At 72.9% G+C, this 21200-nt stretch carries 20 protein-coding genes; 10 read left to right on the forward strand and 10 right to left on the reverse strand.

Annotated features, from left to right (window positions below):
- The first annotated feature begins 5 nt into the window (after window positions 1-5).
- A complete protein-coding gene (locus tag R4Z62_RS03360) occupies window positions 6-917 on the forward strand; it encodes an aldo/keto reductase (RefSeq protein WP_491519079.1) in 912 nt (303 codons plus the stop codon).
- 71 nt (window positions 918-988) lie between these two features.
- Here the strand turns inward: R4Z62_RS03360 and R4Z62_RS03365 are convergent, their stop codons facing one another.
- Window positions 989-1234: a hypothetical protein gene (locus R4Z62_RS03365; protein WP_064531328.1), complete on the reverse strand. Its 246-nt coding sequence runs from the start codon at window positions 1232-1234 to the stop codon at window positions 989-991.
- A 20-nt stretch (window positions 1235-1254) separates the two neighbouring features.
- Between R4Z62_RS03365 and R4Z62_RS03370 the strand changes: the two genes are divergently transcribed.
- Window positions 1255-1638: a hypothetical protein gene (locus R4Z62_RS03370; protein ID WP_491519080.1), complete on the forward strand. Its 384-nt coding sequence runs from the start codon at window positions 1255-1257 to the stop codon at window positions 1636-1638.
- 115 nt (window positions 1639-1753) lie between these two features.
- Here R4Z62_RS03370 and R4Z62_RS03375 read toward each other — a convergent pair whose 3' ends face one another.
- Window positions 1754-2326: a peptidylprolyl isomerase gene (locus R4Z62_RS03375; RefSeq protein ID WP_491521831.1), complete on the reverse strand. Its 573-nt coding sequence runs from the start codon at window positions 2324-2326 to the stop codon at window positions 1754-1756.
- Window positions 2327-2732: 406 nt separating this feature from the next.
- Between R4Z62_RS03375 and R4Z62_RS03380 the strand changes: the two genes are divergently transcribed.
- Both R4Z62_RS03380 and R4Z62_RS03385 read left to right on the forward strand, forming a co-directional pair.
- Window positions 2733-3110, forward strand: a complete 378-nt coding sequence (locus tag R4Z62_RS03380) for a LysR family transcriptional regulator (RefSeq protein ID WP_491519081.1) — start codon at window positions 2733-2735, stop codon at window positions 3108-3110.
- Window positions 3111-3268: 158 nt separating this feature from the next.
- The gene (locus R4Z62_RS03385) at window positions 3269-4234 is read left to right on the forward strand and encodes a hypothetical protein (protein ID WP_491519082.1); all 966 of its coding nucleotides are present in this window, start codon (window positions 3269-3271) and stop codon (window positions 4232-4234) included.
- 1031 nt (window positions 4235-5265) lie between these two features.
- On the opposite strand, the gene R4Z62_RS03390 is transcribed toward R4Z62_RS03385, so the two are convergent.
- Window positions 5266-6003, reverse strand: a complete 738-nt coding sequence (locus tag R4Z62_RS03390; RefSeq protein ID WP_491519083.1) for an SDR family NAD(P)-dependent oxidoreductase — start codon at window positions 6001-6003, stop codon at window positions 5266-5268.
- Between the two features lie 92 nt (window positions 6004-6095).
- On the opposite strand from R4Z62_RS03390, the gene R4Z62_RS03395 reads away from it, so the two are divergent.
- The 3 genes from R4Z62_RS03395 to R4Z62_RS03405 all read left to right on the forward strand — a co-directional run bounded on the left by R4Z62_RS03395 (window position 6096) and on the right by R4Z62_RS03405 (window position 10179).
- On the forward strand, window positions 6096-6944 hold the full coding sequence (locus R4Z62_RS03395; RefSeq protein WP_491519084.1) for a LysR family transcriptional regulator: 849 nt from the start codon (window positions 6096-6098) through the stop codon (window positions 6942-6944).
- A 297-nt stretch (window positions 6945-7241) separates the two neighbouring features.
- Window positions 7242-8456 (forward strand): glycosyltransferase, encoded by a 1215-nt coding sequence (locus R4Z62_RS03400; RefSeq protein WP_491519085.1) that lies wholly within the window; start codon window positions 7242-7244, stop codon window positions 8454-8456.
- A 253-nt stretch (window positions 8457-8709) separates the two neighbouring features.
- On the forward strand, window positions 8710-10179 hold the full coding sequence (locus tag R4Z62_RS03405) for an MFS transporter (RefSeq protein ID WP_491519086.1): 1470 nt from the start codon (window positions 8710-8712) through the stop codon (window positions 10177-10179).
- Window positions 10180-10251: 72 nt separating this feature from the next.
- Here the strand turns inward: R4Z62_RS03405 and R4Z62_RS03410 are convergent, their stop codons facing one another.
- The 6 genes from R4Z62_RS03410 to R4Z62_RS03435 form a co-directional block, all read right to left on the reverse strand.
- Complete coding sequence (locus R4Z62_RS03410) at window positions 10252-12243, reverse strand: helix-turn-helix domain-containing protein (RefSeq protein WP_491519087.1); 1992 nt, start codon at window positions 12241-12243, stop codon at window positions 10252-10254.
- A 76-nt stretch (window positions 12244-12319) separates the two neighbouring features.
- Window positions 12320-13120, reverse strand: a complete 801-nt coding sequence (locus tag R4Z62_RS03415; protein ID WP_491519088.1) for a 3-hydroxybutyrate dehydrogenase — start codon at window positions 13118-13120, stop codon at window positions 12320-12322.
- Between the two features lie 54 nt (window positions 13121-13174).
- Window positions 13175-13654, reverse strand: coding sequence for an NUDIX hydrolase (locus tag R4Z62_RS03420; protein WP_064531333.1), 480 nt, complete (start codon window positions 13652-13654; stop codon window positions 13175-13177).
- Window positions 13655-13733: 79 nt separating this feature from the next.
- Window positions 13734-15344, reverse strand: coding sequence for an apolipoprotein N-acyltransferase (gene lnt, locus R4Z62_RS03425; RefSeq protein ID WP_064531334.1), 1611 nt, complete (start codon window positions 15342-15344; stop codon window positions 13734-13736).
- A 194-nt stretch (window positions 15345-15538) separates the two neighbouring features.
- Window positions 15539-16081 (reverse strand): hypothetical protein, encoded by a 543-nt coding sequence (locus tag R4Z62_RS03430; protein ID WP_064531335.1) that lies wholly within the window; start codon window positions 16079-16081, stop codon window positions 15539-15541.
- A gap of 114 nt (window positions 16082-16195) precedes the next feature.
- A complete protein-coding gene (locus R4Z62_RS03435) occupies window positions 16196-16981 on the reverse strand; it encodes a glutamate racemase (protein ID WP_382844310.1) in 786 nt (261 codons plus the stop codon).
- A gap of 69 nt (window positions 16982-17050) precedes the next feature.
- Here R4Z62_RS03435 and R4Z62_RS03440 point away from each other — a divergent pair, with 69 nt between their 5' ends.
- Entirely contained in the window at window positions 17051-18220 is a 1170-nt protein-coding gene (locus tag R4Z62_RS03440) for a glycosyltransferase (protein ID WP_385491844.1), read from the forward strand.
- 24 nt (window positions 18221-18244) lie between these two features.
- On the opposite strand, the gene R4Z62_RS03445 is transcribed toward R4Z62_RS03440, so the two are convergent.
- Window positions 18245-19597, reverse strand: a complete 1353-nt coding sequence (locus R4Z62_RS03445) for a TerD family protein (protein WP_491521832.1) — start codon at window positions 19595-19597, stop codon at window positions 18245-18247.
- A gap of 299 nt (window positions 19598-19896) precedes the next feature.
- Between R4Z62_RS03445 and R4Z62_RS03450 the strand changes: the two genes are divergently transcribed.
- Both R4Z62_RS03450 and R4Z62_RS03455 read left to right on the forward strand, forming a co-directional pair.
- Window positions 19897-20325 (forward strand): DUF6643 family protein, encoded by a 429-nt coding sequence (locus R4Z62_RS03450; protein WP_026253062.1) that lies wholly within the window; start codon window positions 19897-19899, stop codon window positions 20323-20325.
- A 42-nt stretch (window positions 20326-20367) separates the two neighbouring features.
- Window positions 20368-21192 carry an MOSC domain-containing protein gene (locus R4Z62_RS03455; protein ID WP_491519089.1) on the forward strand — a complete coding sequence of 275 codons (825 nt, stop codon included), beginning with the start codon at window positions 20368-20370 and terminating at the stop codon, window positions 21190-21192.
- Window positions 21193-21200 lie beyond the last annotated feature (8 nt).

Raw genomic sequence — 21200 nt, forward strand, 5'->3', positions numbered from 1 at the left:
TGCACATGGCCGATGACCAGCCTCTCGGGAACCGCGTCAACCACGCGTCCGGGACCATCGAGATCGCCGGAAAGACCGTCCACAGGCTCGGTTTCGGGGCCATGCGCCTGGTCGGGCCCGGGGTCTGGGGGGAGCCGGCCAGCCGTGACGCCTCGGTGCGGCTCCTGCGGCGCGCGGTCGAGCTGGGCGTCGACTTCATCGACACCGCCAGCGTCTACGGGCCGCACATCAGCGAGGAGGTCATCCGCGAGGCACTGCACCCCTTTCCGGAGCACGTGCTGATCACGACCAAGGGCGGCCAGACGCAGTCGGGTCCGGGTTCCTACGCGGTCCTCGGGCGTCCGGAGTACCTGCGGCAGGAGTGTGTGCTGAGCATGCGCCGGCTGGGCGTCGACCACATCGACCTCTACCAGTTGCACCAGGTCGACCCCCTGGTGCCGTTCGAGGACCAGATCGGTGAGCTGAAGAAGCTGAAGGAGGAGGGGAAGATCGGCGCGATCGGGCTCAACGAGGTGACGGTGGACCAGATCACCGCCGCCCGGGAGATCGTCGAGATCGCCTCCGTCCAGAACCAGTACAGCATCACGGAACGCAAGCACGAGGACGTGCTCGAACACTGCGCGCGCGAGGGGCTCCCGTTCATCGCCTGGTTCCCGCTCGACATCGGCGCCCTGGCCCAGCCCGACAGCCCGCTCGGCGGCTTCGCCGCGCGGATCGGCGCCACACCGGCTCAGATCGCGCTGGCCTGGCTGCTCGCTCGGGCCGAGAACATGGTGCCGATTCCCGGCACGGCGTCCCTGAGCCATCTGGAGGAGAACATCGCTGCGGCGGCGGTACGGCTGCACCCGGACCAGATCACGGAGTTGAACGCGCTGGCCGGTGGACAGCGCACGGAGGGGGCCCTCCGGCAACGGTGACGTCGCGGGCCGTCAGGTCGGGCGAGCGCGCAGGAATCGCGGGCGCGCCCGCCCCTCCCGCAGAACGCTCCTCAGCCGCGACGGCGGGCCAGGAGCGTCGTCCCGGCGACCACACAACCGATGGCCAGGATCTTGCCGGCCCCGTAGTAGTGGGACCAGTCGTCGTCAGCGTCGGCTCCGCGCAGCACCAGCCACAGCAGCAGCCCCGCCCCGCACACGGCGAGGACCGCACCGCCGACCGGCCCGATCCCGGCCCACCAGGGGGCGTCTCCCCCGGCCGCGTGCTCGGTGTCCTGGCCTCGCTCGCGGTCACTCACCTTGCGTCCTCTCCTAGACCATGATCTACAACAGAAAAGACGCGCCCCGTCCCGGAGGAGTTCCACGAGCCGCTTCCCGAACCCCTCGCGGCCTGCTCCCTCTCCCGGCACAACTCGCCCTTCCCGCCCTTCCCGCCCTTCCCGCCCTTCCCGCCGACGATCACACCACCGTCCTACGACGACTACCGGCGCCCGTCGCCGACTCGGTCGAACAGCGCATCATCGACGCCTTCGAACTCGACACCCGTCTCATTCTCCGCGAGCTGCGCAACACGGCCCGGGTGGCCCGCGACTCCGCCAACGAGGACGGGGCCAGCGACCTCGCGTCAGCGGGAGACCTGGTGCGGCGGATCGTCAGCGAGGCGAGGGAGGCGGCTCCGCGCACGGCCGAGCAGTTGGCCTGACGGCCGTGCGTACGCCGCCGTCGCCCCTGTCCTTGGAGGACGGGGGCGACGGGACGTTCATGCTGAGACGGTGAGCGGGTTTTCCATTCGCTGCCGGACGGGACCGGGCACGGCCCTACCTGGGCCGGCAGGACGGCCGGACGCTGAGCAGCTCGCTCCGCAGCACGGGTGTGCCGTCGACGGGCACCGGGTCCTCCGCAGTCGGTTCGATGCCGCCGGCAGCGATCTTGTCGAGCGTCTTCAGACCGGCGGCACCGACCGTGCCGAACACCGTGTAGTCCGGTCGCAGCACGGAGTCGCCGTAGACGACGAAGAACTGCGAACCGTTCGTGTTCGGACCGGCGTTGGCCATCGCCAACAAGCCGCGCCCGTAGAGGCGGCGGACGCCGGTCGGATCGCTCGGCGCCTGCGGCAGGTCCACCGGCAGCTCGTCCTTGTACTTGTACCCCGGCCCGCCCTCACCGGTGCCGGTCGGGTCGCCGCACTGCAGGACCTTCAGCGTCGGATACGCCGTCAGCCGATGGCACACCGTACGGTCGAAGAACCGGTGCCGCGCCAGGTGCACGAAGCTCTGCACCGTGCACGGCGCCTTCGCGCGGTCCAGCCGCAGCGGGAGAGGACCCCGAGTGGTCCGGACAGCCGTCTCGACCGTGCCGTGACTCGGGGTGCGCCGCGGATCGGGCGGCAGGGGAACCGGCCGCGCCGCCGGGTCGTCCGGCGTCTGGGTGTACTGGCAAGGACCGTGCGTGATCCGCGGCGGGGCATCGGAAGCAGAGGCGACACCGCCCCCGGACACGACCAGCGCTGCTGCCGCCAACGCGGTCATGAGAGTTCGGCCCATCCTGCACACCCTCCAGAAGATCGCCGGATTGCGGAGCGGTCGAAGTCTAGAGCGCGTCCCGACGGGCGAGAACCCTCCAGCAAGCCACATCCGCCTCCCCGGCCTTCGGCTTCCGGCTTCCGGCTTCCGGCCCGCAGGTCACCGCTGTTGGCGGGCCCGTGTACGGTGCGCGTCGCCGATCGCGACGGGCGGTGCCAGGTGGGGACGGGGCTCCCGGCTCGACATGGGGAGAATGACGACGGGGGCGTCGGCGATGGAACTGCGGGACATCGAGATCTTCTTATTGGTGCTGGCGGAGGAGTTGCACTTCGGGCGGGCCGCCGAGCGGCTGTACGTGTCGCAGGCACGGGTCAGCCAGGCGATCGCCAAACAGAAGCGGCAGTTGAACGCCGTGCTCTTCGACCGGGGGAACGGGCGAGACGTACGGCTCACGACCGTGGGCCATCAGTTGCGCGACGATCTGCTGCCGATCCACGCGAGCATGCGCGAGAGCCTGGAGCGTGCGCGGGTTGCCGCGCGCAGAGCCTGTCATACGGTGAGCGTGGGCATGATCCCGGGGCAAGGTGGACCAAGCGGCAGGGAGACGGCCCGCGCGCCAGGTCGCTCTATATCTACGCGCGTCACCCAGTGACAGCAAGGCTCTTTGCGCATCCGTTACTCGACAGGCTCGGCGGCTCTCCGGACCGCCCACCGGTCATGTGGTCACGCCTCTTGCCGGGAGACTGCCCGGGCCAGTACGTTCCCGGCCAACCCGATTGTCTACGCGCGTCACGTCACCAGGAGAAGTTCATGAGCATGCGTAAGGCTGTCCTGCCCACCATCGCCCTGCTCGGTGCGGTGGTTGCCGTGGTCGCCACCACGGGAGTGACTGCGGCCCGGACAAGTGACGCGCCGACGACCACGGCCCACCGATGGGAACCGGCCGGACACGACATGCGAAGCGGCATCAGCGGGCTCGCCGTCGTCTCACGCTCGGGCAGCACCTACCGAACTCTGGTCGCCCGGGACAACAAGCTGCCCGGAGAGAGCCGCATCGCCCGACTCACCTACCGCCCCGGTGGGCCCGGGCGCGCAACCGCCGTGCAGCCGCTCGATTGGAGGGGCGATGCCGAGCCGATCGACCTGGAGGCGCTCGAAGCGGTGCCCGGCACCTCCGACGAGTACCTGGCCGTGGCGAGCCGGGGACTCGTCTACCACCTCGAGGTCACCGACGACGGAACCGCGGCCGAGGTCCGCGACCTCTCGCCGCTCCCGGCGATCGGTCAGGGCGACGACTTCGAGAGCCTCACGCTGGTTTCGCGCCATGGCAAGCTGGTGGCGGTCTGGGCCGACAGGGGCGAGGGCGATGACCGAGCGGCGACGCTCTACGCGGCACCACTGTCGTTCAACAAGTACGGGGAGTCGGTGTTCGGCGCCGTGACGAAGGCCGTCTACCGTGCTCCGTATCCCACGGGGGACGTCCGACACGTCTCCGACCTCTCCGTCACGGACTCGGGTCGGCTGCTGATCGCTTCGGCGTCGGACGAGGGTGACGACGGGCCGTTCGACTCAGCGGTGAGCGACGCGGGCTCGGTGTCGCTCGACCGCTCGGGCCGGGTGCGGCTCACGATGGCCAAGTCCCCGGAGGTGCTGCGGAAGTTCAAGGGCCACAAGGTCGAGGCAGTGGACTGCGTGTCCGGCTCCGGCGTCGCGGTCCTTGGCACGGACGACGAGAATGCGGGCGGCGCCGTAACGACCGCCCGCATCTGTGGCTGACCCCCGGCTCAACTCGGGAGCCGGTCCGTGCGGCCGACCCGCGCCCTGCACGGGGCCAGCCGTTGCTCCCCCACCGCACCGAGGACGGCGGACCGGAAGGCCTGCCCGCCTGCCGGTCGGTCATGGGGATCGTCGCGGGAGGCGAGGGCTCGCTACGTCCCCCCAAACGGTCTCGGTACGGAATCTCCACACGGTCCCGTTGAGCAAGGTGCGGTCGTCCAGCTGTTTCCGGCCCCGCGACGACTGTGCGATATCCCGTGGGTTGCTCTGAACCTCTCTGCGACTTCGACCTCGTGGCCTGGGGGTTCGTCCTCTCTCGGGCAGGGGTTCGCGGACCGACCGCGACTTCGGGATTCCTGAAACGTCCTCACCGTGTCCGGTCGGTACGCGAACTGACTGAAGGTGAGGGGGCTCGGGCCGGCGCCGGCTGCCGTACAGGACCTGCGTGATGTCCGGCCGCCAGTCACGGCGGAGGAGCTGGAGCAGTTCGAGACCGACGACGTGATGGCGGGGGTTCGTGCTGGTGCGGGCCTCGGCGGGGCCGGCGGACGACACGATCCGCAGGGACGTCGGGCACCGGAGCAGATGCGGTCCTGGTTCGGCCGCCCGCAGTGGGAGATGGAGCGGCCCGATGCCGACGCGTGCTTCGGGAAGGTGCGGCGGGCTTCGCCGAGCGGGTGACCGGTCGGGTGAGCGAGTGCCCGATCGACGAGATGGACCGGCCGCGCGGGTCGAAGGACGCGGCGCTGCGGATTCCACCGTCCGGGCCGGAGGTCAAGGCGCTGCTCGCCGGGTGGGGCGGCGAGCTGGCGACCTGCCGGAAGTTCGCCCCGACCGCGCGAAACGCACGGTCCGGCAGGCCGGGTCCGGGCACCCTCCCCGGGCGTACGGGATGGTCCGGCCGTATCACCCGGCGAGGCCCCGCTCCCCGCGCCGACGGCACGGCCCGCCGCTGTGACGGCGCCCCGTCCTGAGCACGATCGGCTTCCTGTGCGACGGCCCGCCGAACGTGCGGCGGCCCGTGCGCCGGTTCACCAGGGCACGGGGCCCTCGTCGTCGAAGAGGCCCCCGGTCGGCCCGTCGTCGGGGAGGGTAGCGAGCCTGATCGCGACCCGTGCGCCCTCCTCGGGGGTGCGGGTGCCGCTGAAGCCGTTCAGGTCGGTGGCCACATAGCCGGGGCAGGCGTTGTTGACGAGGACCGGGGTGCCGCGGAGTTCGGCGGCGTACTGGACGGTGACCGCGTTGAGGAAGGTCTTCGTCGGCGCGTAGCCCCCGCTGATGCCCCCGAGGTCGGTGCCGGGATCGGTCTGCAGGGTCAGGGAGCCGACGTGGCTGGACTGGTTGACGATCCGCGGATGCGCGGAGCGGCGCAGCAGGGGCAGCATCGCGTTGGTGACCCGGATGACCCCGACCACGTTGGTGTCGACCAGCCGCAGGAGGGCGGCGGGATCGAGCGACGTCGGCTCGTCGGGCCAACCGCTCGCCGCACCGGCGTTGTTGACGAGTACGTCGAGCCGGCCCGCGCGCTCCTCCACTAGCCGGGCGGCGGCGCTCACGCCGGCGTCGTCGGTGACGTCGAGCGGGACGGCGAAGGCGTCGATCCCCTTCGCACACAGTGCCGCTGCGGCCCGGGCACCGCGCCCCGGGTCCCTGGTGCCGATACCCACGCTCCAGCCGAGCGCGCCCAGGCCCGCCGCGATCTCGTATCCGATTCCCTTGTTCGCGCCGGTGACCAGCGCGATCGTCTGTCCGCTCATGTCCGCCAGCATCGGCGGCCGAGGGCCGGGGACCAACACCGTACGGGTCTGGCAGCGATGCCTTCGCGGCATCGGTCGCGCTCCGGACGGGTTACGGTGCCGACATGGAGATGCGTGAGCTGCGGTACTTCGTCGCGGTCGCGGAGGAACTGCACTTCGGCAGAGCGGCCGAGCGGCTGGGGATCGCCCAGCCGGCGCTGTCGCGCGCGCTCGCCGGCCTGGAGGGACGGCTCGGAGTGGTGCTGCTGGAGCGGTCCAGCCGCCGGGTCGGACTGACCGATGCGGGAGCGGTTCTGCTGACGGAGGCGCGGGCGATCCTCGCGGCAGCGGAGGCCGCCGAGCGCCGCACCCGGGAAGCGGCCGAGCGAAGGCCGCGTATCGCCCTGGCGGTCAAGGCCGGTACGGCGGGTGAGCTGCTGGCCAAGGTGCTCGACGCGTACGGTGCGCATCCCGGCGCGTGCCCGGTCGACCTGCTGCTGTGCGAGGCGCACCAACAGCGGGAGCTGCTGCGCGCGGGGCGGGCGGACGTGGCGCTGCTGCATCTGCCGTTCGACGCCGTCACCGGACTCGACACGGAGGCGTTGCTGACCGAGGGGCAGGTGGCGGTCCTGCCCGGCGACCACATGCTGGCCGGCCGGACGGCGGTGCGGCAGGCCGAGGTGACGGCCGCGCCCGGCCCTCCCCCGGCGCGCTGGCCCGCCCCCGACGGCAGCTGCCCCGAGGGCCCCGGGGTCGCGGTGCGGAACCTGACCCAGCTCTTCCAGCTGATCGCGCTCGGCCGGGCCACCGTGGTCCTGCCCGCCTCGGCCGCTGTCGACCTGCGGCGGGACCTGGTCGCCGTGCCGGTGACGGACGCGCCGCCCGTGACGACGGTACTCGCCTGGCTGCCGGAGTGCCGGTCACGGCCGGTGGCCGACCTCGTGCGCGTGGCCACCTCGCTCCAAGTCGCGTAGCCGGTAGGCAGCATGAGCGGGCCGGGTCAGGACGGCCGGTCCGTCCACCGGCGCGCGGGCTGGTAGTCGACCGAGTCGGGGGCAGGCCGAAGCCGACATGCCCCCGAAAGGGCGACGGAGGACGGCAACCGGTCGCCACCGTGCCCGGACGAAGCTTCCGTCCGAGCTCGTCGCGATCCGGGACAGCTCGCCCTGACGAGCCGAAGTCAGTATCGACAGCACACATCGACTCTCGGTTGCGGTAGCAAGGTGGCTGGCGACGGTGGCCGGACGGCGCTCGCCGAGGAGAATCGCTCCATGCGAATTCTGATCATCACCGCCGGTTCACGCGGAGACATCGCGCCCTTCACGGGACTGGGGCGGCGTCTGTTGGGTGCGGGCCATCAGGTCGCCGTGGCCGCTCACCCGTCCTTCGCCGCACTCGTCGGCGGGTGCGGTCTCGACCACCGGCCTGTGCCGGGAGACCCGCAGGGGCTGATCCGGGACTTGGCCCGGGCGGCGTCGCGGAAGGAGGCTCAGGCGCTGACGAAGGCGTACGCGGACGGGCTCGCCGATGGGGTGGCTGAGGCCGTGGCCGGCGGAGCCGATCTACTGCTCACTGCTTTCGGACCGGCGCCGCTCAGCCGGACGGCCGGCGAAGCATTCGGCGTCCCTGTCATCGGTACCTATCTCGCACCGTCCTTCGCCACCGGACAGTTCCCGCTGCCCAACGCCCGGAGCATCGATGACCTGGGGCCGGAGGGCAACCTCGCCGCCGGCCGGGATGTGCTGAAGCGCGCGGAAGGGGTCTTCACGGGCGCCGTGACCCGCCTGCGTGCTCGCCTCGGCCTGCCCGCAGACGCGTCCTCGGCGCCGGTGGACGTCCGGCCGGTCTTCCACGGCTTCAGCCCGCTGGTAGTGCCGCGCCCCGAGGACTGGCCGTCGTGGGTCGAAGTGGCGGGCTACTGGTGGCCCGCACGCCCGGACGGCTGGCACCCCCCGGCCGAACTGGTCGACTTCCTCCAGGCTGGTCCGCCCCCGGTGTTCATCGGCTTCGGCAGTATGGCGGCGGGGCAGGGGGAACGGCTCAGTGAGCTGGTGGCAGCGGCGGTGAAGCGGACAGGCATGCGTGCGGTGGTCCAGGCGGGGTGGGCCGATTTGAACGGCTGCGGCGCCGACGTCCTGGCCATCGGCGACGTCCCGCACGACTGGCTGTTCCCTCGCACCGCCGCTGTCGTCCACCATGCGGGGGCAGGTACCACCGCAGCCGGACTGCGGGCCGGCGTGCCCGCAGTGCCTGTTCCCGTCATGGCCGACCAGCCGTTCTGGGCGTCTCGGCTCTACGCGCTGGGAGTTGCCTCGCGGCCTGTGCCGTTCCGGGAGCTCACCGCAAAGGCCCTCAGCGACGCGATCACGACCTGCCTGTCCGAGCCGTCGCATCGTCGCCGCGCGGCCGAACTCGCCCGCGGGATCGCCGCAGAGGACGGCACCGCACCGCTGCTCGTCCACATCGGCTCAGAGAGCGCGGGGTGAAGCCGCGTCGCGGTACTCTCCAGGCGGGCCGGACACCATCTCCAGTTGCGGATGCCGCCCCGCGCAACTGAGTTGGCGGAACTCCTGCAGTAACCACTCAACGAGCGATCCGTCTTTCCACGAGTCGTCATAGTGGCCGCACGCATAGCGAACCCTCGAACTATGTTGCCCCGCCACATGTGCGCTTGACCTGAGGATTCCTACGGTGTGGCGACACGCAAACGTCCCCGTCACGCCCCAGGAAGTGGTGCCGATGTCGTCGCCCGCAGCCGCTCCACCAGCCCCCACCAGCCTCAAGCGCATCGTCGCCGCCAGCCTGATCGGGACCACCATCGAGTGGTACGACTTCTTCCTGTACGGGTCCGCCGCCGCGCTGGTGTTCAACAAGCTGTTCTTCCCGGACTCGGATCCGCTGGTGGGGACGCTGCTGTCGTTCCTGACGTACGCGGTCGGGTTCGCGGCGCGGCCGTTGGGCGCGCTGGTGTTCGGGCACTACGGCGACCGGCTGGGACGCAAGAAGCTGCTGGTGCTCAGCCTGCTCATGATGGGCGGGGCGACGTTCGCCATCGGGCTGCTCCCCACGCACGCGAGCGTGGGCTCAGCGGCTCCGGTGCTGCTCACCACCTTGCGGCTCGTCCAGGGGTTCGCGCTCGGCGGTGAATGGGGCGGGGCCGTGCTGCTGGTGTCGGAGCACGGGGACGCGCGGCGGCGGGGCTTCTGGGCCTCCTGGCCGCAGACCGGCGCGCCGGCGGGGCAACTGCTCGCCACAGGTGTGCTGTCGCTGCTGACCGCCTTGCTGTCCGACGACGCCTTCGGAAGTTGGGGCTGGCGGATCCCGTTCCTGCTGTCCGGGGTACTCGTCATGGTCGGTCTCTGGATCCGTCTGTCCGTCGACGAATCACCCGTGTTCCGTCAGGCCCTGGCACAGGCCGAGGCCCGCAAGGCGGCACGGGCGGACGCCCCCGGGGCCCAGGCGGAGATGCTGCCGCTCGTCTCCGTGCTCCGGCACCACTGGCGTGACGTCCTGATCGCGATGGGCGCCCGTATGGCGGAGAACATCAGCTACTACGTCATCACCGCCTTCATCCTCGTCTACGCCACCACGTCCGCCGGGGTGTCCAAGCAGACCGCGCTCAACGCCGTACTGATCGCCTCCGCCGTGCACTTCGCGGTGATCCCCGCCTGGGGCGCCCTCTCGGACCGGATCGGGCGCCGCCCGGTCTACCTGCTGGGCGCGGCCGGTGTCGGGCTGTGGATGTTCCCGTTCTTCTCGTTGATCGACACCGGAGGCTTCGGCAACCTCATCCTCGCGGTGACCGTGGGACTCGTCCTGCACGGCGCCATGTACGCCCCGCAGGCCGCCTTCTTCTCCGAGATGTTCGCGACGCGGATGCGGTACTCGGGAGCGTCCATCGGCGCCCAGTTCGCCTCGGTCGCCGCGGGCGCGCCCGCCCCGCTGATCGCCACGGCGCTGCTCTCCGACTACGACAGCTCCACCCCGATCTCCCTGTACGTCATCGCCGCGTCGGTGCTGACGCTGATCGCCGTGGGCGTGGCCAAGGAGACCCGGCACCGTGATCTCGCCGCTGCCGAAGGCGCCGACGCCTCCTTCGATGCCGTCGGCGACGGTGCCAGTGCCAGTGCCAGTGCCGGTGCCGGTGCCGGTGCCGTGGAGGACGGTGAGCCTGCGGCGGGCGACGCCGACACCGCCCGCGCTGTCTGATTCCACCGCTCTCACTCCCCCCGGGGCCCCTCCCCCCTCCCCCTCCTCCCCTTCCCTCCTCTCTCCCCCCGATCAGCCCCGTGCAGGCGAGGACAGGCGGTGCAGCCGCAGGGCGAGTTGGATCTCCAGCACGCGGGCGGGTGTCTGCCAGTCCTCGCCGAGCAGGCGGCCGACGCGTTCCAGGCGCTGGGCGACGGTGTTGACGTGGACGTGGAGCTTGTCCTTGGTGCGGACGGGGCTCATGCCGCAGGCGAAGTACGCCTCCAGGGTGCGTACGAGGTCCGTGCCCCGGCGGTCGTCGTAGGCGGTGACCCGGCCTATGGTGCGGTCCACGAACCCGGCGACGTCACGCTCGCCGGCCAGGAGCAGGCCGAGGAAGCCGAAGTCCTCGGCGGCGGCGCCGTCGCCGGTGCGGCCGAGCAGGCGCAGGGCCTCCAGGCTGCGCTGGGCCTCGGCGTAGGCGGCCGTGGCCGTACCGGGGTGGGCGGCCAGGTCGTCGACGGGCGCGGAGGCGCCCACCGTGACCGCCTCGTGGACGGCGGTGCCCAGGTGGCGGGCGGTGCGGCGGGCCAGTTCCGTCGCGGTGGCGCCGCGCTGGAGGGGCAGCAGGAGGACCGTGCCGCCGTCGCGGGCGGCGGCGAGGCCGTGCCGGGTGGCGGCCAGGTGGGAGGCGGCCGACCACAGCCGGCGGCGGGCGTCGGCCTCCTGGTCCGCGTCGGCGGCGGGTGTGTCGAGGCGGGCGGCGAGGACGACGTAGGTGGCGTCCAGGTCGGCGTGGAGCCGGGTGGCGCGCTCGCGCAGCAGGCGGGGGTCGCGGTCACGGGCGTCCAGGAGATCGTCGAGGAGTTCGCCGCGGACGCGCTGCTCGGCCTCGGCGGCGGAGCGGCGGGCGAGCAGGAGCAGGGAGGTGACCATCGCGGCGCGCTCCAGGGTGCGCTGGTCGACGGGGTCGAGACCGTGGTGGCCGCGGAGCACGAGTGCGCCGAGCAGTTCGCCGCCCGCGGTGACGGCGGCGACCCAGTCGTCGCCGTGGCGGACCGCGTGTCCTTCGGCCCGGGACGCTTCCAGGGCGTCGGCGGGTGCCGCGGCGGCTTCGCTGAACTCGACGGTGCCGTCTTCCAGGACCTGGGAGACGGCGGCTGCCACGTCGTGGACTCCGCCGCCGCGCAGGACCAGTTCGGCGAGGCGGTCGTGGACGTCGGAGGCGCGTTCGATGACGGCGCTGCGGTCGCGGATGATCTCGTTGGCGCGTTCCAGGCCGGCGAGGGCGGCGCGGGTCTCGGTGAGCAGGTTGGCGCTGTCGATGGCGGCCGCGGCGAGGGCGGCGAAGGAGCCGAGCAGGGCGATCTGCTCCCGTTCGAAGACCCGGGCCCGGCGGTCGGCGGCGAACAGTACGCCGATGACGTGCGGGCCGAGCATGAGCGGGACGCCGAGGATGGCGACCAGTCCTTCGTCCTGCACGCCGGCGTCGATGGTGCCGGTGTGCTGGAACCGGGCGTCCTTGAAGTAGTCGTCGGTGACGTACGGGCGGGCCGTCTGGGCGACCAGGCCGCCCAGTCCCTCCCCCATGCCCAGGCGCAGTTGCTGGAAGCGTGCCGCCACCGAGCCCTCGGTGACCCGCATGTAGGTGTCCTTGCGGGCGGGGTCGTTGAGCGTGAGGTAGGCGACGTCGGTGCCGAGGAGCGACCGGGCGCGCTGCACGATGGCCTGGAGCACCGCGTCGAGGTCTCTGAGACCGGCCAGGTCGTGGGCGGTCTCGAACAGGGCCGACAGTTCGGCCTCGCGGCGTCTGCGTCCTTCCAGTTCGGCGCGTACGCGCAGGGCGAGCAGCTTGGCGTGGTCGAGGGCGGCGATCCACTCGGCGGGCCGGCCTTCGGCGCGGGCGAGCAGCACCGGCTGTTCGTAGGCGGTGGCGGGTGCGCCGCGGGCCAGCAGTTCGAGGAACGGGGTGCCCGCGCTGCCGTCGGGCGGGGGTGCGGCGCCGCCGGGCGGGGCGGCGGTGCCGGTCGGCGGGCCCGCGTCGGCGGCGGGGCGCCCGGCGGACTGCGCGTGATCGCTGGACATGCTCACAGGATTCCCCATCGGCCCGTGGTCCGCCGGGCCCTGTGGAAAACTCCGCTCCCGGTGACGACGGTGCAGGTCAGTGGGCGGTCCAGCCGCCGTCGAGGACCAGCGAGCTGCCGGTGACGAAGGAGCCGTGCGGGCCGCACAGGTAGGCCACGGCCTCGGCGACCTCCTCCGGTTCGATCAGGCGTTTGACGGCGCTGTCCTTCAGCAGGACGTCGGAGAGGACTCGGTCCTCGGGTACGCCGTGGGCCTCGGCCTGGTCGGCGAGCTGCCGTTCGACCAGGGGGGTGCGCACATAGGCGGGGTTGACGCAGTTGGAGGTGACTCCGTGCGGGGCGCCTTCGAGGGCGGCCGTCTTGGACAGGCCCTCCAGGCCGTGCTTGGCGGCGACGTACGCCGATTTGTAGGCGGAGGCGCGCAGGCCGTGCACCGAGGAGATGTTGACGATCCGGCCCCATGCCTGTCCGTACATGTGCGGCAGGGCGCCGCGGATGAGCCGGAAGGGTGCTTCGAGCATCACGGTCAGCACGGTGTGGAAGACGTCGGGCGGGAACTCCTCGATGGGCCGTACCAGCTGGATCCCGGCGTTGTTGACGAGCACGTCGGTGCCCGCCGCCGCGTGTTCGGCGGCGTCGAGGTCGGTGAGGTCGAGGACGCGGGGCTCGAGGACGCCCGGGAGGTGGGCGGAGTGTCCGGCGAGTGCGGCCAGGCCCTCCGCGTCCCGGTCGACGGCTCTGACCTTTGCTCCCGCGGCGGCCAGCCGGAGCGCGCAGGCGCGGCCGATCCCGCCGGCGGCGCCCGTGACGAGCGCGGTGCGGCCGTCGAGGTCGAGCGGAGGGCCTTGAGGGGCAGGGTGCGGGCTGGGCGAGGTCATGTGTCGACCTTAGGCAGGCCCCCCGCCCCGCTACATGTGGGCGCGGCCCACACTTCAGCCAAGGTCCGTAGTGTCGAACCACGTGGGGGCGTCGGACAGGGCCTGCTTGATCCGGAACAGGGCGAATTCGTTGAGCTCGGGCAGCGCGTCCACCGTGAACCAGCCGACCTCGAGTGATTCGTCGTCGTTGACCCGGGCCTCGCCGCCCACGGCACGGCAGCGGAAGGTGATGTCCATGTACTGGCAGACGTCGCCGTTGGCGTAGGTGACGGGGGACAGCGCCTGGACCAGGACCAGCCGTTCGGTGACGCAGTGCACCGCGGTCTCCTCGTGCACCTCGCGCACGGCGCAGGCGGCGGGCTGCTCCCCGGGCTCGGGGATCCCGCCGATCACCGACCACTTGCCGGTGTCGGAGCGGCGGCCCAGCAGGACCCTGCCCTCGTCGTCGAAGACCACGGCGGTGACCCCGGGCAGCCACAGCAGCTGGTTGCCCGCCGAGGCCCGGATCGTGCGGATGAAGTCAGGAGTAGCCATGGGGCCGACCCTAACGGGCGGACGTCCCAGGTCACCGCCCGGTCCGCGGGGCGGCCGGGCGCGTCCGACCGGCGTACGGTCACACGTCCCGGGCGCGCCGCCCGCGCACACCGGCTCCGATCGCCCAGCCCAGGCCGCCAGCGGCGACCAGCACGAGGGCGAGTTCCGGCAGGGCGCCCAGGTCGGTGGCGGGCGTGCGCGAGGAGCGCAGGGGCACCTTCTGGACGAGGTGGGCCGCAACGAACATGCCGGTCTTCTGCGTGATGCGCCCGTCGGGCATGATGACCGCGCTGACGCCGCTGGTCACCGGGACGGTGACGGTGCGGCTGTGCTCGACCGCGCGGACGCGGGACATCGCGAGCTGCTGGTAGGTCATCTCGCTGCGGTCGAAGGTCGCGTTGTTGCTCGGCACGGAGATCATCTGCGCGCCGTGGGTGACCGTGTCGCGCACGGCCCAGTCGAAGGCGGCCTCGTAGCAGGTGGCCAGGCCGATCCGGGTGCCGCCGACGGTGAACACGCCCGGCGCGGTGCCCCGGCTGAAATCCTGGCGGACCATGGAGGTCCAGTCGCCGTTGATCGCGCCGAGCAGCGAGCGCAGCGGCAGGTACTCGCCGAAGGGCTGGATCTGCCGCTTGTCGTACGTCTGGAGGGGGCCCTTGACCGGGTCCCACAGGATCTGTTCGTTGTACAGCCTGCCGTCGCGCTCCACGACGCTGCCGATCGAGACGGGCGCCCCGATCGCCTTGGCGGCCTGGTCGACGACCAGGCGCGCGTCCGGGAACTCCAGCGGGTCGATGTCGGAGGAGTTCTCCGGCCAGAGCACCACGTCGGGCCGGGGTGCCTTGCCCTCCTCGACCTCGGCCGCCAGCCGCTCGGTCTCCCGCGCGTGGTAGTCGAGCACGGCCCGTCGCTGGGCGTTGAACTCCAGGCCCGCGCGCGGCACGTTGCCCTGGATCAGCGCGACGGTGGCGGTGCCGTTCTCGGCCTTGTCGCTGACCAGGGTGCGGGCCGCCAGCGCACCGCCCACCGGCACGGCCACGCTCAGCAGCGCGACGGCGGCGGCCGGGCGCCGCAGGGTCCCGGTGCGCCGCCCCTGGACCGCCAGGCGTACGGCCTCGCACAGGCCGAAGCCGCACAGGACGACCGCGAAGCCGAGGACGGGGGTGCCGCCGACCGCGGCCAGCGGCAGGAACACGCCGTCCGCCTGGCCGAAGGCGACCTTGCCCCAGGGGAAGCCATGGAAGGGTACGCGCGCGCGTGCCGCCTCGCCGGTGATCCACAGGGCCGCCGCCCACACCGGCCAGGCGGGCAGCTTGGAGACCGCCGCGACACCGACGCCCACCAGGGCGACGAAGAGTGCCTCCACGGCGGCCAGCGCCAGCCAGGGGCCGGGGCCGACCTCTACGCCGGTCCACACCAGCAGGGGCAGCAGGAAGCCGAGGCCGAAGAGGTAGCCCAGGCCGAGTGCCGCCTTCCAGGTGCGCCCGCGCAGTACCCAGCCGAAGGCGGCGAAGGCCGGCAGGGCCAGCCACCACAGGGTCCGCGGCGGGAAGCTGACGTAGAGGAGGAGGCCGGACAGTGCCGCCACGACGGCGGGTACGAGCCGGACGAGTCGCGCGGGCCAGGGTGCGCGGGCGGAGGGCGGGCTCACCCGGTCCGACTCGTCGGCGGAGGTTGCGGTGACGGTCACCCCGGGAGTGTACGGCGGCTTTCCTGCCCCTTGGCAGCACGGTGTACGGGCGTGAACCGGTGTCCGGGCCGTCACCGGCGCGCGCAGAGTGGACGGGAGCGGCGGGGCGCGGAATGGCGGGCTCCGGACCTGGGGCTTCCAGGAGACCGCCCCGGCCGTGGCTCCGGAGGCCCGCGCGGTGGTGGGCTTCGGACTCAGGCCGGGCCGGGTGCGGGCGGGCGCAGCCGGGCCCTGATCACCCGGACCGCCGACTCGGCGTTGTCGACGGTGATCGTGAAGGTGTGGCCGTCCCACAGCCGCAGCACGACGCCCTCGCCGCGCCGTACGACCACCGCGGTGCCCTTCTCGGGCCGCCAGCGGTATCCCCAGCCGCCCCAGTGGCGCGGGGTGACATGGGGGGCGAAATCGGCGCCCGCCACATGGGCCAGCGGGATGCGGCGGCGCGGCAGGCCGATGTGGCCGCAGCGCACCTCCAGGGACTCCTTGTCGACCTTGAGGGCGACGTGGACGAAGGCGAGGGTGCCGAAGAGGACCAGCAGTCCGGCCGCGATGCAGCCCACGACGGACATCACCAGGGCGAGGACGCCGGAACTCCAGGCGGAGTCGACGGCGAGCTCGATGCCGAGCGCCAGGCAGGCGGCGCCGACGAGCGCCAGCAGCCACTGGAACCGGTTGGTGGCCCGCCCTGTCCACACCTCGGGATGCGGGCCGTTCTCGACACGGGAAGGGTCCCTCATGCCTTCGAGGTTACCCAGGTTTCGCCGCCTGGGTAGCGCGTCGCACACGGGGAGTGTCCCGGGCGCTCGCCGCGCGGGGGCGCGACCGGCCCCGGGCGGCGATGGGGCGGTGCGTCAGCGGGCGGGCGTGGCGGCCCGCAGGAGGCGCCCTTCGGCGTAGGCGAGGGCCGGTGCGGGCAGGGCGCCCTCGGAGCCGTTGAGCAGCACCGTCACGGTGCCCTCGGCCGGGGCTGTGGGCGCGGGGCGGCCGCCGATCCGGCGCAGCGCCTGGGCGGCGACGGCACCGGCGGATCCGTGCAGGACCAGCGGGGGGTGCCCGGGGCGCTGCACGGCGTGCCGGATGCGCTCGGCGACCAGTTCGTAATGGGTGCAGCCCAGGACGACGGTCGTCACCTGGTCGGGGGTGAGTGCGGCGGCGGCGGTGACGGCTTCGTCGATCGCCGCCTCGTCGGCGTGCTCGACGGCCTCGGCCAGGCCCCAGCAGGGCACCTCGGTGACCGGCACACCGCCGGCGAAGTCGCGGATGAGGCCCTGCTGGTAGGGGCTGCCGGTGGTGGCGGGTGTGGCCCAGATGGCGACCGGTCCGCCGCCGGCCGCGGCCGGCTTGATCGCGGGGACGGTGCCGATGACCGGGAGGTCCGGCTCCAGGAGTTCCCGCAGCGCGGTGAGCGCGTGCACGGTGGCGGTGTTGCAGCCGACGATCAGGGCGTCCGGAGCGTGTGCGGCGGCGGCCTCGGCGACGGCGACGGCGCGTGCGGTGAGGTCCTGCGGGGTGCGCGGGCCCCAGGGCATGCCGGCCGGGTCCAGGGACAGGACGAGATCCGCGTCGGGGCGCAGGCGCCGTACCGCGGCGGTGGCCGCCAGCAGCCCGATTCCGGAGTCCATGAGCGCGATCTTCACCCGGCCACGATAGACGATCCCCTCGAACCGGCCGTCCGGGTGGGGCAGACTGCGGGGGTGAGCGTGATCATGTGGACCGCCCTGGGATCCCTCGCCGCCTGGCTGTGGCTGCTGCTCGGCCAGGGGTTCTTCTGGCGTACGGACGTGAGACTGCCCGCGGGGCGGGAGCCGGGCCCCGAGGACTGGCCGGCCGTCTGCGTGGTGGTCCCCGCGCGGGACGAGGCGGCCGTGCTGGGCGAGAGCCTGCCGTCGCTGCTCGCGCAGGACTATCCGGGGCGGGCGGAGGTGTTCCTGATCGACGACGGCAGCTCCGACGGCACCGGGGAGCTGGCCCGCGAGCTGGCGCGGCGCGGCGGCGGGCTGCCCCTGACGGTGGACTCGCCGGGTGAGCCGCCGGCCGGGTGGACCGGCAAGCTGTGGGCCGTGCGGCACGGCATCGCGCTGGCACGCGCGCGTGCGCCGGAGTACCTGCTGCTGACGGACGCGGACATCGCGCACGCCCCGGACAGCCTGCGCCGGCTGGTGGCCGCCGCGCGCGCCGGGGGTTTCGACGTCGTCTCGCAGATGGCCCGGCTGCGGGTGGAGAGCCTGTGGGAGCGGCTGGTCGTACCGGCGTTCGTCTACTTCTTCGCGCAGCTGTATCCGTTCCGGTGGATCGGGCGGCGGGGCGGGCGGACGGCGGCGGCAGCGGGCGGTTGTGTGCTGCTGCGCGCCGAGGCGGCCGAGCGGGCGCGGATCCCGGACGCGATCCGGCACGCGGTGATCGACGACGTGGCCCTGGCCCGCGCGGTGAAGGGCGGCGGCGGGCACATCTGGCTGGGGCTGGCCGAGCGGGTGGACAGCGTGCGCCCGTATCCGCGGCTGCGCGATCTGTGGCGGATGGTCTCGCGCAGCGCGTACGCGCAGTTGCGGCACAACCCGCTGGTGCTGGCCGGCACGGTGGCGGGGCTGGCGCTGGTGTATCTGGTGCCGCCGGTGGCGCTGGTCGCGGGGCTGTGGTGGGGCGGCGCGGCGACGGCCGCGGCCGGGGGCGGGGCGTGGCTGGTGATGGCGGCGACGTATGCGCCGATGCTGCGGTACTACCGCCAGCCGCTGTGGCTCGCGCCGCTGCTGCCGTTCACGGCGTTCCTCTATCTGCTGATGACGGTGGACTCGGCCGTGCAGCACTACCGGGGGCGGGGTGCGGCCTGGAAGGGCCGCACCTACGCGCGTCCGGACGCCGTGCCCGAGGAGGGCTGAGGAGGGCTGCGGGAGGGACCGGGCTCACTTGCGGCCGGGGGTCCAGTTCATGCCCCAGCCGTAGGCGTGGTCGACGGTGCGCTGGGGGCTCACCCCGCGCGCGGGGACCAGGTAGCGGGCCTCGCGCTGGACGACGAGGTCGCCGCCGGTGTTGGTGATCAGGGCGAGGGCGCAGACGGTCGAGGGGACCGTGCACTCGTCCAGGGAGAAGTCGACCGGGGCGCCGTGCTGCGGCTGGAGGGTGACCGTGGCGTGCAGGTCGGCGAAGGACCGGGCTCCTTCGTAGATGGTCACGAAGACGAGGACACGCCGGAAGTCGTGCGTGTGGTCGAGGTTGAGGGTGAGGTTCTCGCCGTCGGTCACGGCGCCCGTGCGGTCGTCGCCGTCGAGGTGGATGTACGGAGGCCGGTGCAGTGCCCCGAAGGCGTTGCCGAGGGCCTGGACGACTCCCTTGCGGCCGTCGCTGAGTTCGTAGAGGGCGCACAGGTCGAGGTCGAGGTCGGAGTGCATGGCGGTGGCCCGCCCGCGCTTGCCCGTCCAGCCGGAGAACTGCTTGCGCATCTGCCAGTTGAGGTTGACGCGCATGGTGCCCGACGTGCCGCCCTGCTTGGCCAGCGAGACGGAGGGCGCCGCCTTGGTGAGCGTGACCTTGGTGAGGCGCACGGGGGCCGCGGCGGGAGCCGGCGGCGGAGGCGGCGGGGGCACGGCACCGGTGGCGCCGACGGGCGGCGGCAGGGGCACCGGGGGGCCGGTCGGGGGCGGCGGCGCGAGGGGGGCGGCCGTCGCCGGGGCCGGGGGCGGGAACGCGGGCGGTGCCGCAGCACGGCCCGCCGGGGGCGGCGGCGCGGCGTGCTGCGGTTCGTCGACGGTGATGCCGAAGTCCGTGGCCAGCCCCTCCAGTCCGCTGCTGTATCCCTGGCCCACGGCCCGGAACTTCCAGGCGCCCTGGCGGCGGTAGAACTCGCCCAGCACGAAGGCGGTCTCGACACTGGCACCGGTGCTGTCGAAGCGGGCGACGACGGTACCGGCCGCCGCGTCCCGCACCTCGATGTACAGGCCCGGCACCTGGCCGAAGGCGCCGCCGTCCGCCGACGCGGCGAGCACGATCCGGTCGACGGCCGCCTCCACGCGCGCGAGGTCGGCGACGAGCGTGTCCGTCACCTGCCCCGCGGCGTCCCGCTTGCCCTCGTGCCGTACCGCGCCCGAGGTGTGGGCCGGCTGGTTGTAGAAGACGAAGTCGCCGTCCGAGCGCACTTTCCCGCTCGGTGCCAGCAGCAGGGCGGAGGCGTCCACGTCGGGGACGCCGGGACCGGAACGCCGGCCCACTTCGACGCGCAGGGCCGTCGTCGGCACCGGCGTGTTCGATCCCTTCGGCATGGACATGTCGCGCCCCCATCACTTCGGCCAGGCCGTTTCCCGGCTCACGGCAGTTCGTCGGCTCACTCCCCGCCCAACCTATGCCCGGCGGCGCACAACTCCCACAGCGAGCGGCGGAACCGACCGGGGAGACCGCCGGTAACCCCCCAGAACCCTGCTCTTTTACAGGATCCGGGCCGTCCGCGGCGCCCCTTTTTGTCAATTTCGCTCGTATTGGGGATCCCACGTCACCGCCGACACGGAAAACAACCCTCTTATCGGTCTCCCCAACCAGCACATCGTGGGCTTAACTTATGGCCATGACCTCCCCCCGCTCCACTTATGGCGGCGGCTATTACTCCGCCTCCTTCCCGGACACCCCGATCTACGACTCCCTCGTCGCCGAGCGGGGCACCCCGCAGATCGCCCCGATCCGGGTCCCCGCGCCGTACGACACGGGAAGCCACCTGCCCGCGCTTCCCTCGGCGCTGCCCGCCCTGCCGGCAGCCCCGTCCCAGCCCGCCTACGGCTACCCGCAGGCGCAGCAGCCCGCCCCGCTCCAGCAGGCCCCCGCCGCCTACATCCCGCAGCAGGCCGCCGCCCCGCGCGGCTACCCGGGCCCGCAGCAGCAGCTGCCCCGCCCGATGGTCAACGGCACCGGCTACGAGGCGATGCGCCCCGCGGCCCCGCGGCCGGCCGCCGCGCCGTACCAGGACCCGTACAACAACCAGCAGTACCGCGGCTACTGACCGCTCCCCCCGGCTGTCCGTGCCACCTGGCAGGATGAGGTCATGGGGACTGCGGAACTGCGCTCGATACACATCCACCCGGTCAAGGCTTTCCGGCCCGTGGGGCTGCGGGAGGCCGTGGTGGAGCCCTGGGGACTGGCCGGGGACCGGCGCTGGGTGCTGATCGACGACGGGGGAAAGGTCGTCACCCAGCGTCAGCGGCCACATCTCGCACCGGCCGTCGCCGAGCTGATGCCCGGCGGCGGCCTGCGGCTGTCCGCTCCCGGACACGAGCCGCTCACGGTCCCCGTGCCGGTACCGGGGACGACGGTCACGGTGGACATCTTCGGCGACAAGGTGGAGGCCGTCGCGGCCGACGACGCCGCGCACGCCTGGTGCAGCGCCCTCGTGGGCGCCGAGGTGCGCCTCGCGCACATGGACGACCCCGCCACCCGCCGCCCCGTCGACCCGGCCTTCGCGCGCCCCGGCGAGACCGTGAGCTTCGCCGACGGCTACCCGCTGCTGCTCACGTCGCTGTCCTCCCTCGACTCCCTCAACTCGCTGATCGCCGAGGGCGACCGCGCCGAGGAGGGCCCGGTGCCGATGAACCGCTTCCGGCCCAGTGTCGTGGTGGGCGGCACCGCCGCCTGGGCCGAGGACGACTGGCAGCGCGTCGCGATCGGAGAGGTCTCCTTCCGGGTCGCCAAGCCGTGCGGCCGCTGCGTGGTCACCACCACCGACCAGGACACCGGCGCCCGCGGCAAGGAGCCGCTGCGCGCCCTCGGCCGGCACCGCCGGTTCGGCGGCTCCCTGGTCTTCGGGCAGAACCTGGTGCCCGAGACGACCGGCACCATCCGTCTCGGCGACCCGGTCACGATCCTGGAGTGACATCCGCC

Source organism: Streptomyces sp. PL-25 (genome assembly GCF_058344915.1).

Coding starts and splice junctions, on each gene's coding strand:
- R4Z62_RS03360 (WP_491519079.1), top strand. CDS start 6: ATGGCCGATGACCAGCCTCTCGGGAACCGCGTCAACCACGCGTCCGGG.
- R4Z62_RS03370 (WP_491519080.1), top strand. CDS start 1,255: ATGATCTACAACAGAAAAGACGCGCCCCGTCCCGGAGGAGTTCCACGA.
- R4Z62_RS03380 (WP_491519081.1), top strand. CDS start 2,733: ATGGAACTGCGGGACATCGAGATCTTCTTATTGGTGCTGGCGGAGGAG.
- R4Z62_RS03385 (WP_491519082.1), top strand. CDS start 3,269: ATGAGCATGCGTAAGGCTGTCCTGCCCACCATCGCCCTGCTCGGTGCG.
- R4Z62_RS03390 (WP_491519083.1), bottom strand. CDS start 6,003: ATGCTGGCGGACATGAGCGGACAGACGATCGCGCTGGTCACCGGCGCG.
- R4Z62_RS03395 (WP_491519084.1), top strand. CDS start 6,096: ATGGAGATGCGTGAGCTGCGGTACTTCGTCGCGGTCGCGGAGGAACTG.
- R4Z62_RS03400 (WP_491519085.1), top strand. CDS start 7,242: ATGCGAATTCTGATCATCACCGCCGGTTCACGCGGAGACATCGCGCCC.
- R4Z62_RS03405 (WP_491519086.1), top strand. CDS start 8,710: ATGTCGTCGCCCGCAGCCGCTCCACCAGCCCCCACCAGCCTCAAGCGC.
- R4Z62_RS03410 (WP_491519087.1), bottom strand. CDS start 12,243: ATGTCCAGCGATCACGCGCAGTCCGCCGGGCGCCCCGCCGCCGACGCG.
- R4Z62_RS03415 (WP_491519088.1), bottom strand. CDS start 13,120: ATGACCTCGCCCAGCCCGCACCCTGCCCCTCAAGGCCCTCCGCTCGAC.
- R4Z62_RS03420 (WP_064531333.1), bottom strand. CDS start 13,654: ATGGCTACTCCTGACTTCATCCGCACGATCCGGGCCTCGGCGGGCAAC.
- R4Z62_RS03430 (WP_064531335.1), bottom strand. CDS start 16,081: ATGAGGGACCCTTCCCGTGTCGAGAACGGCCCGCATCCCGAGGTGTGG.
- R4Z62_RS03440 (WP_385491844.1), top strand. CDS start 17,051: ATGTGGACCGCCCTGGGATCCCTCGCCGCCTGGCTGTGGCTGCTGCTC.
- R4Z62_RS03445 (WP_491521832.1), bottom strand. CDS start 19,597: ATGCCGAAGGGATCGAACACGCCGGTGCCGACGACGGCCCTGCGCGTC.
- R4Z62_RS03450 (WP_026253062.1), top strand. CDS start 19,897: ATGACCTCCCCCCGCTCCACTTATGGCGGCGGCTATTACTCCGCCTCC.
- R4Z62_RS03455 (WP_491519089.1), top strand. CDS start 20,368: ATGGGGACTGCGGAACTGCGCTCGATACACATCCACCCGGTCAAGGCT.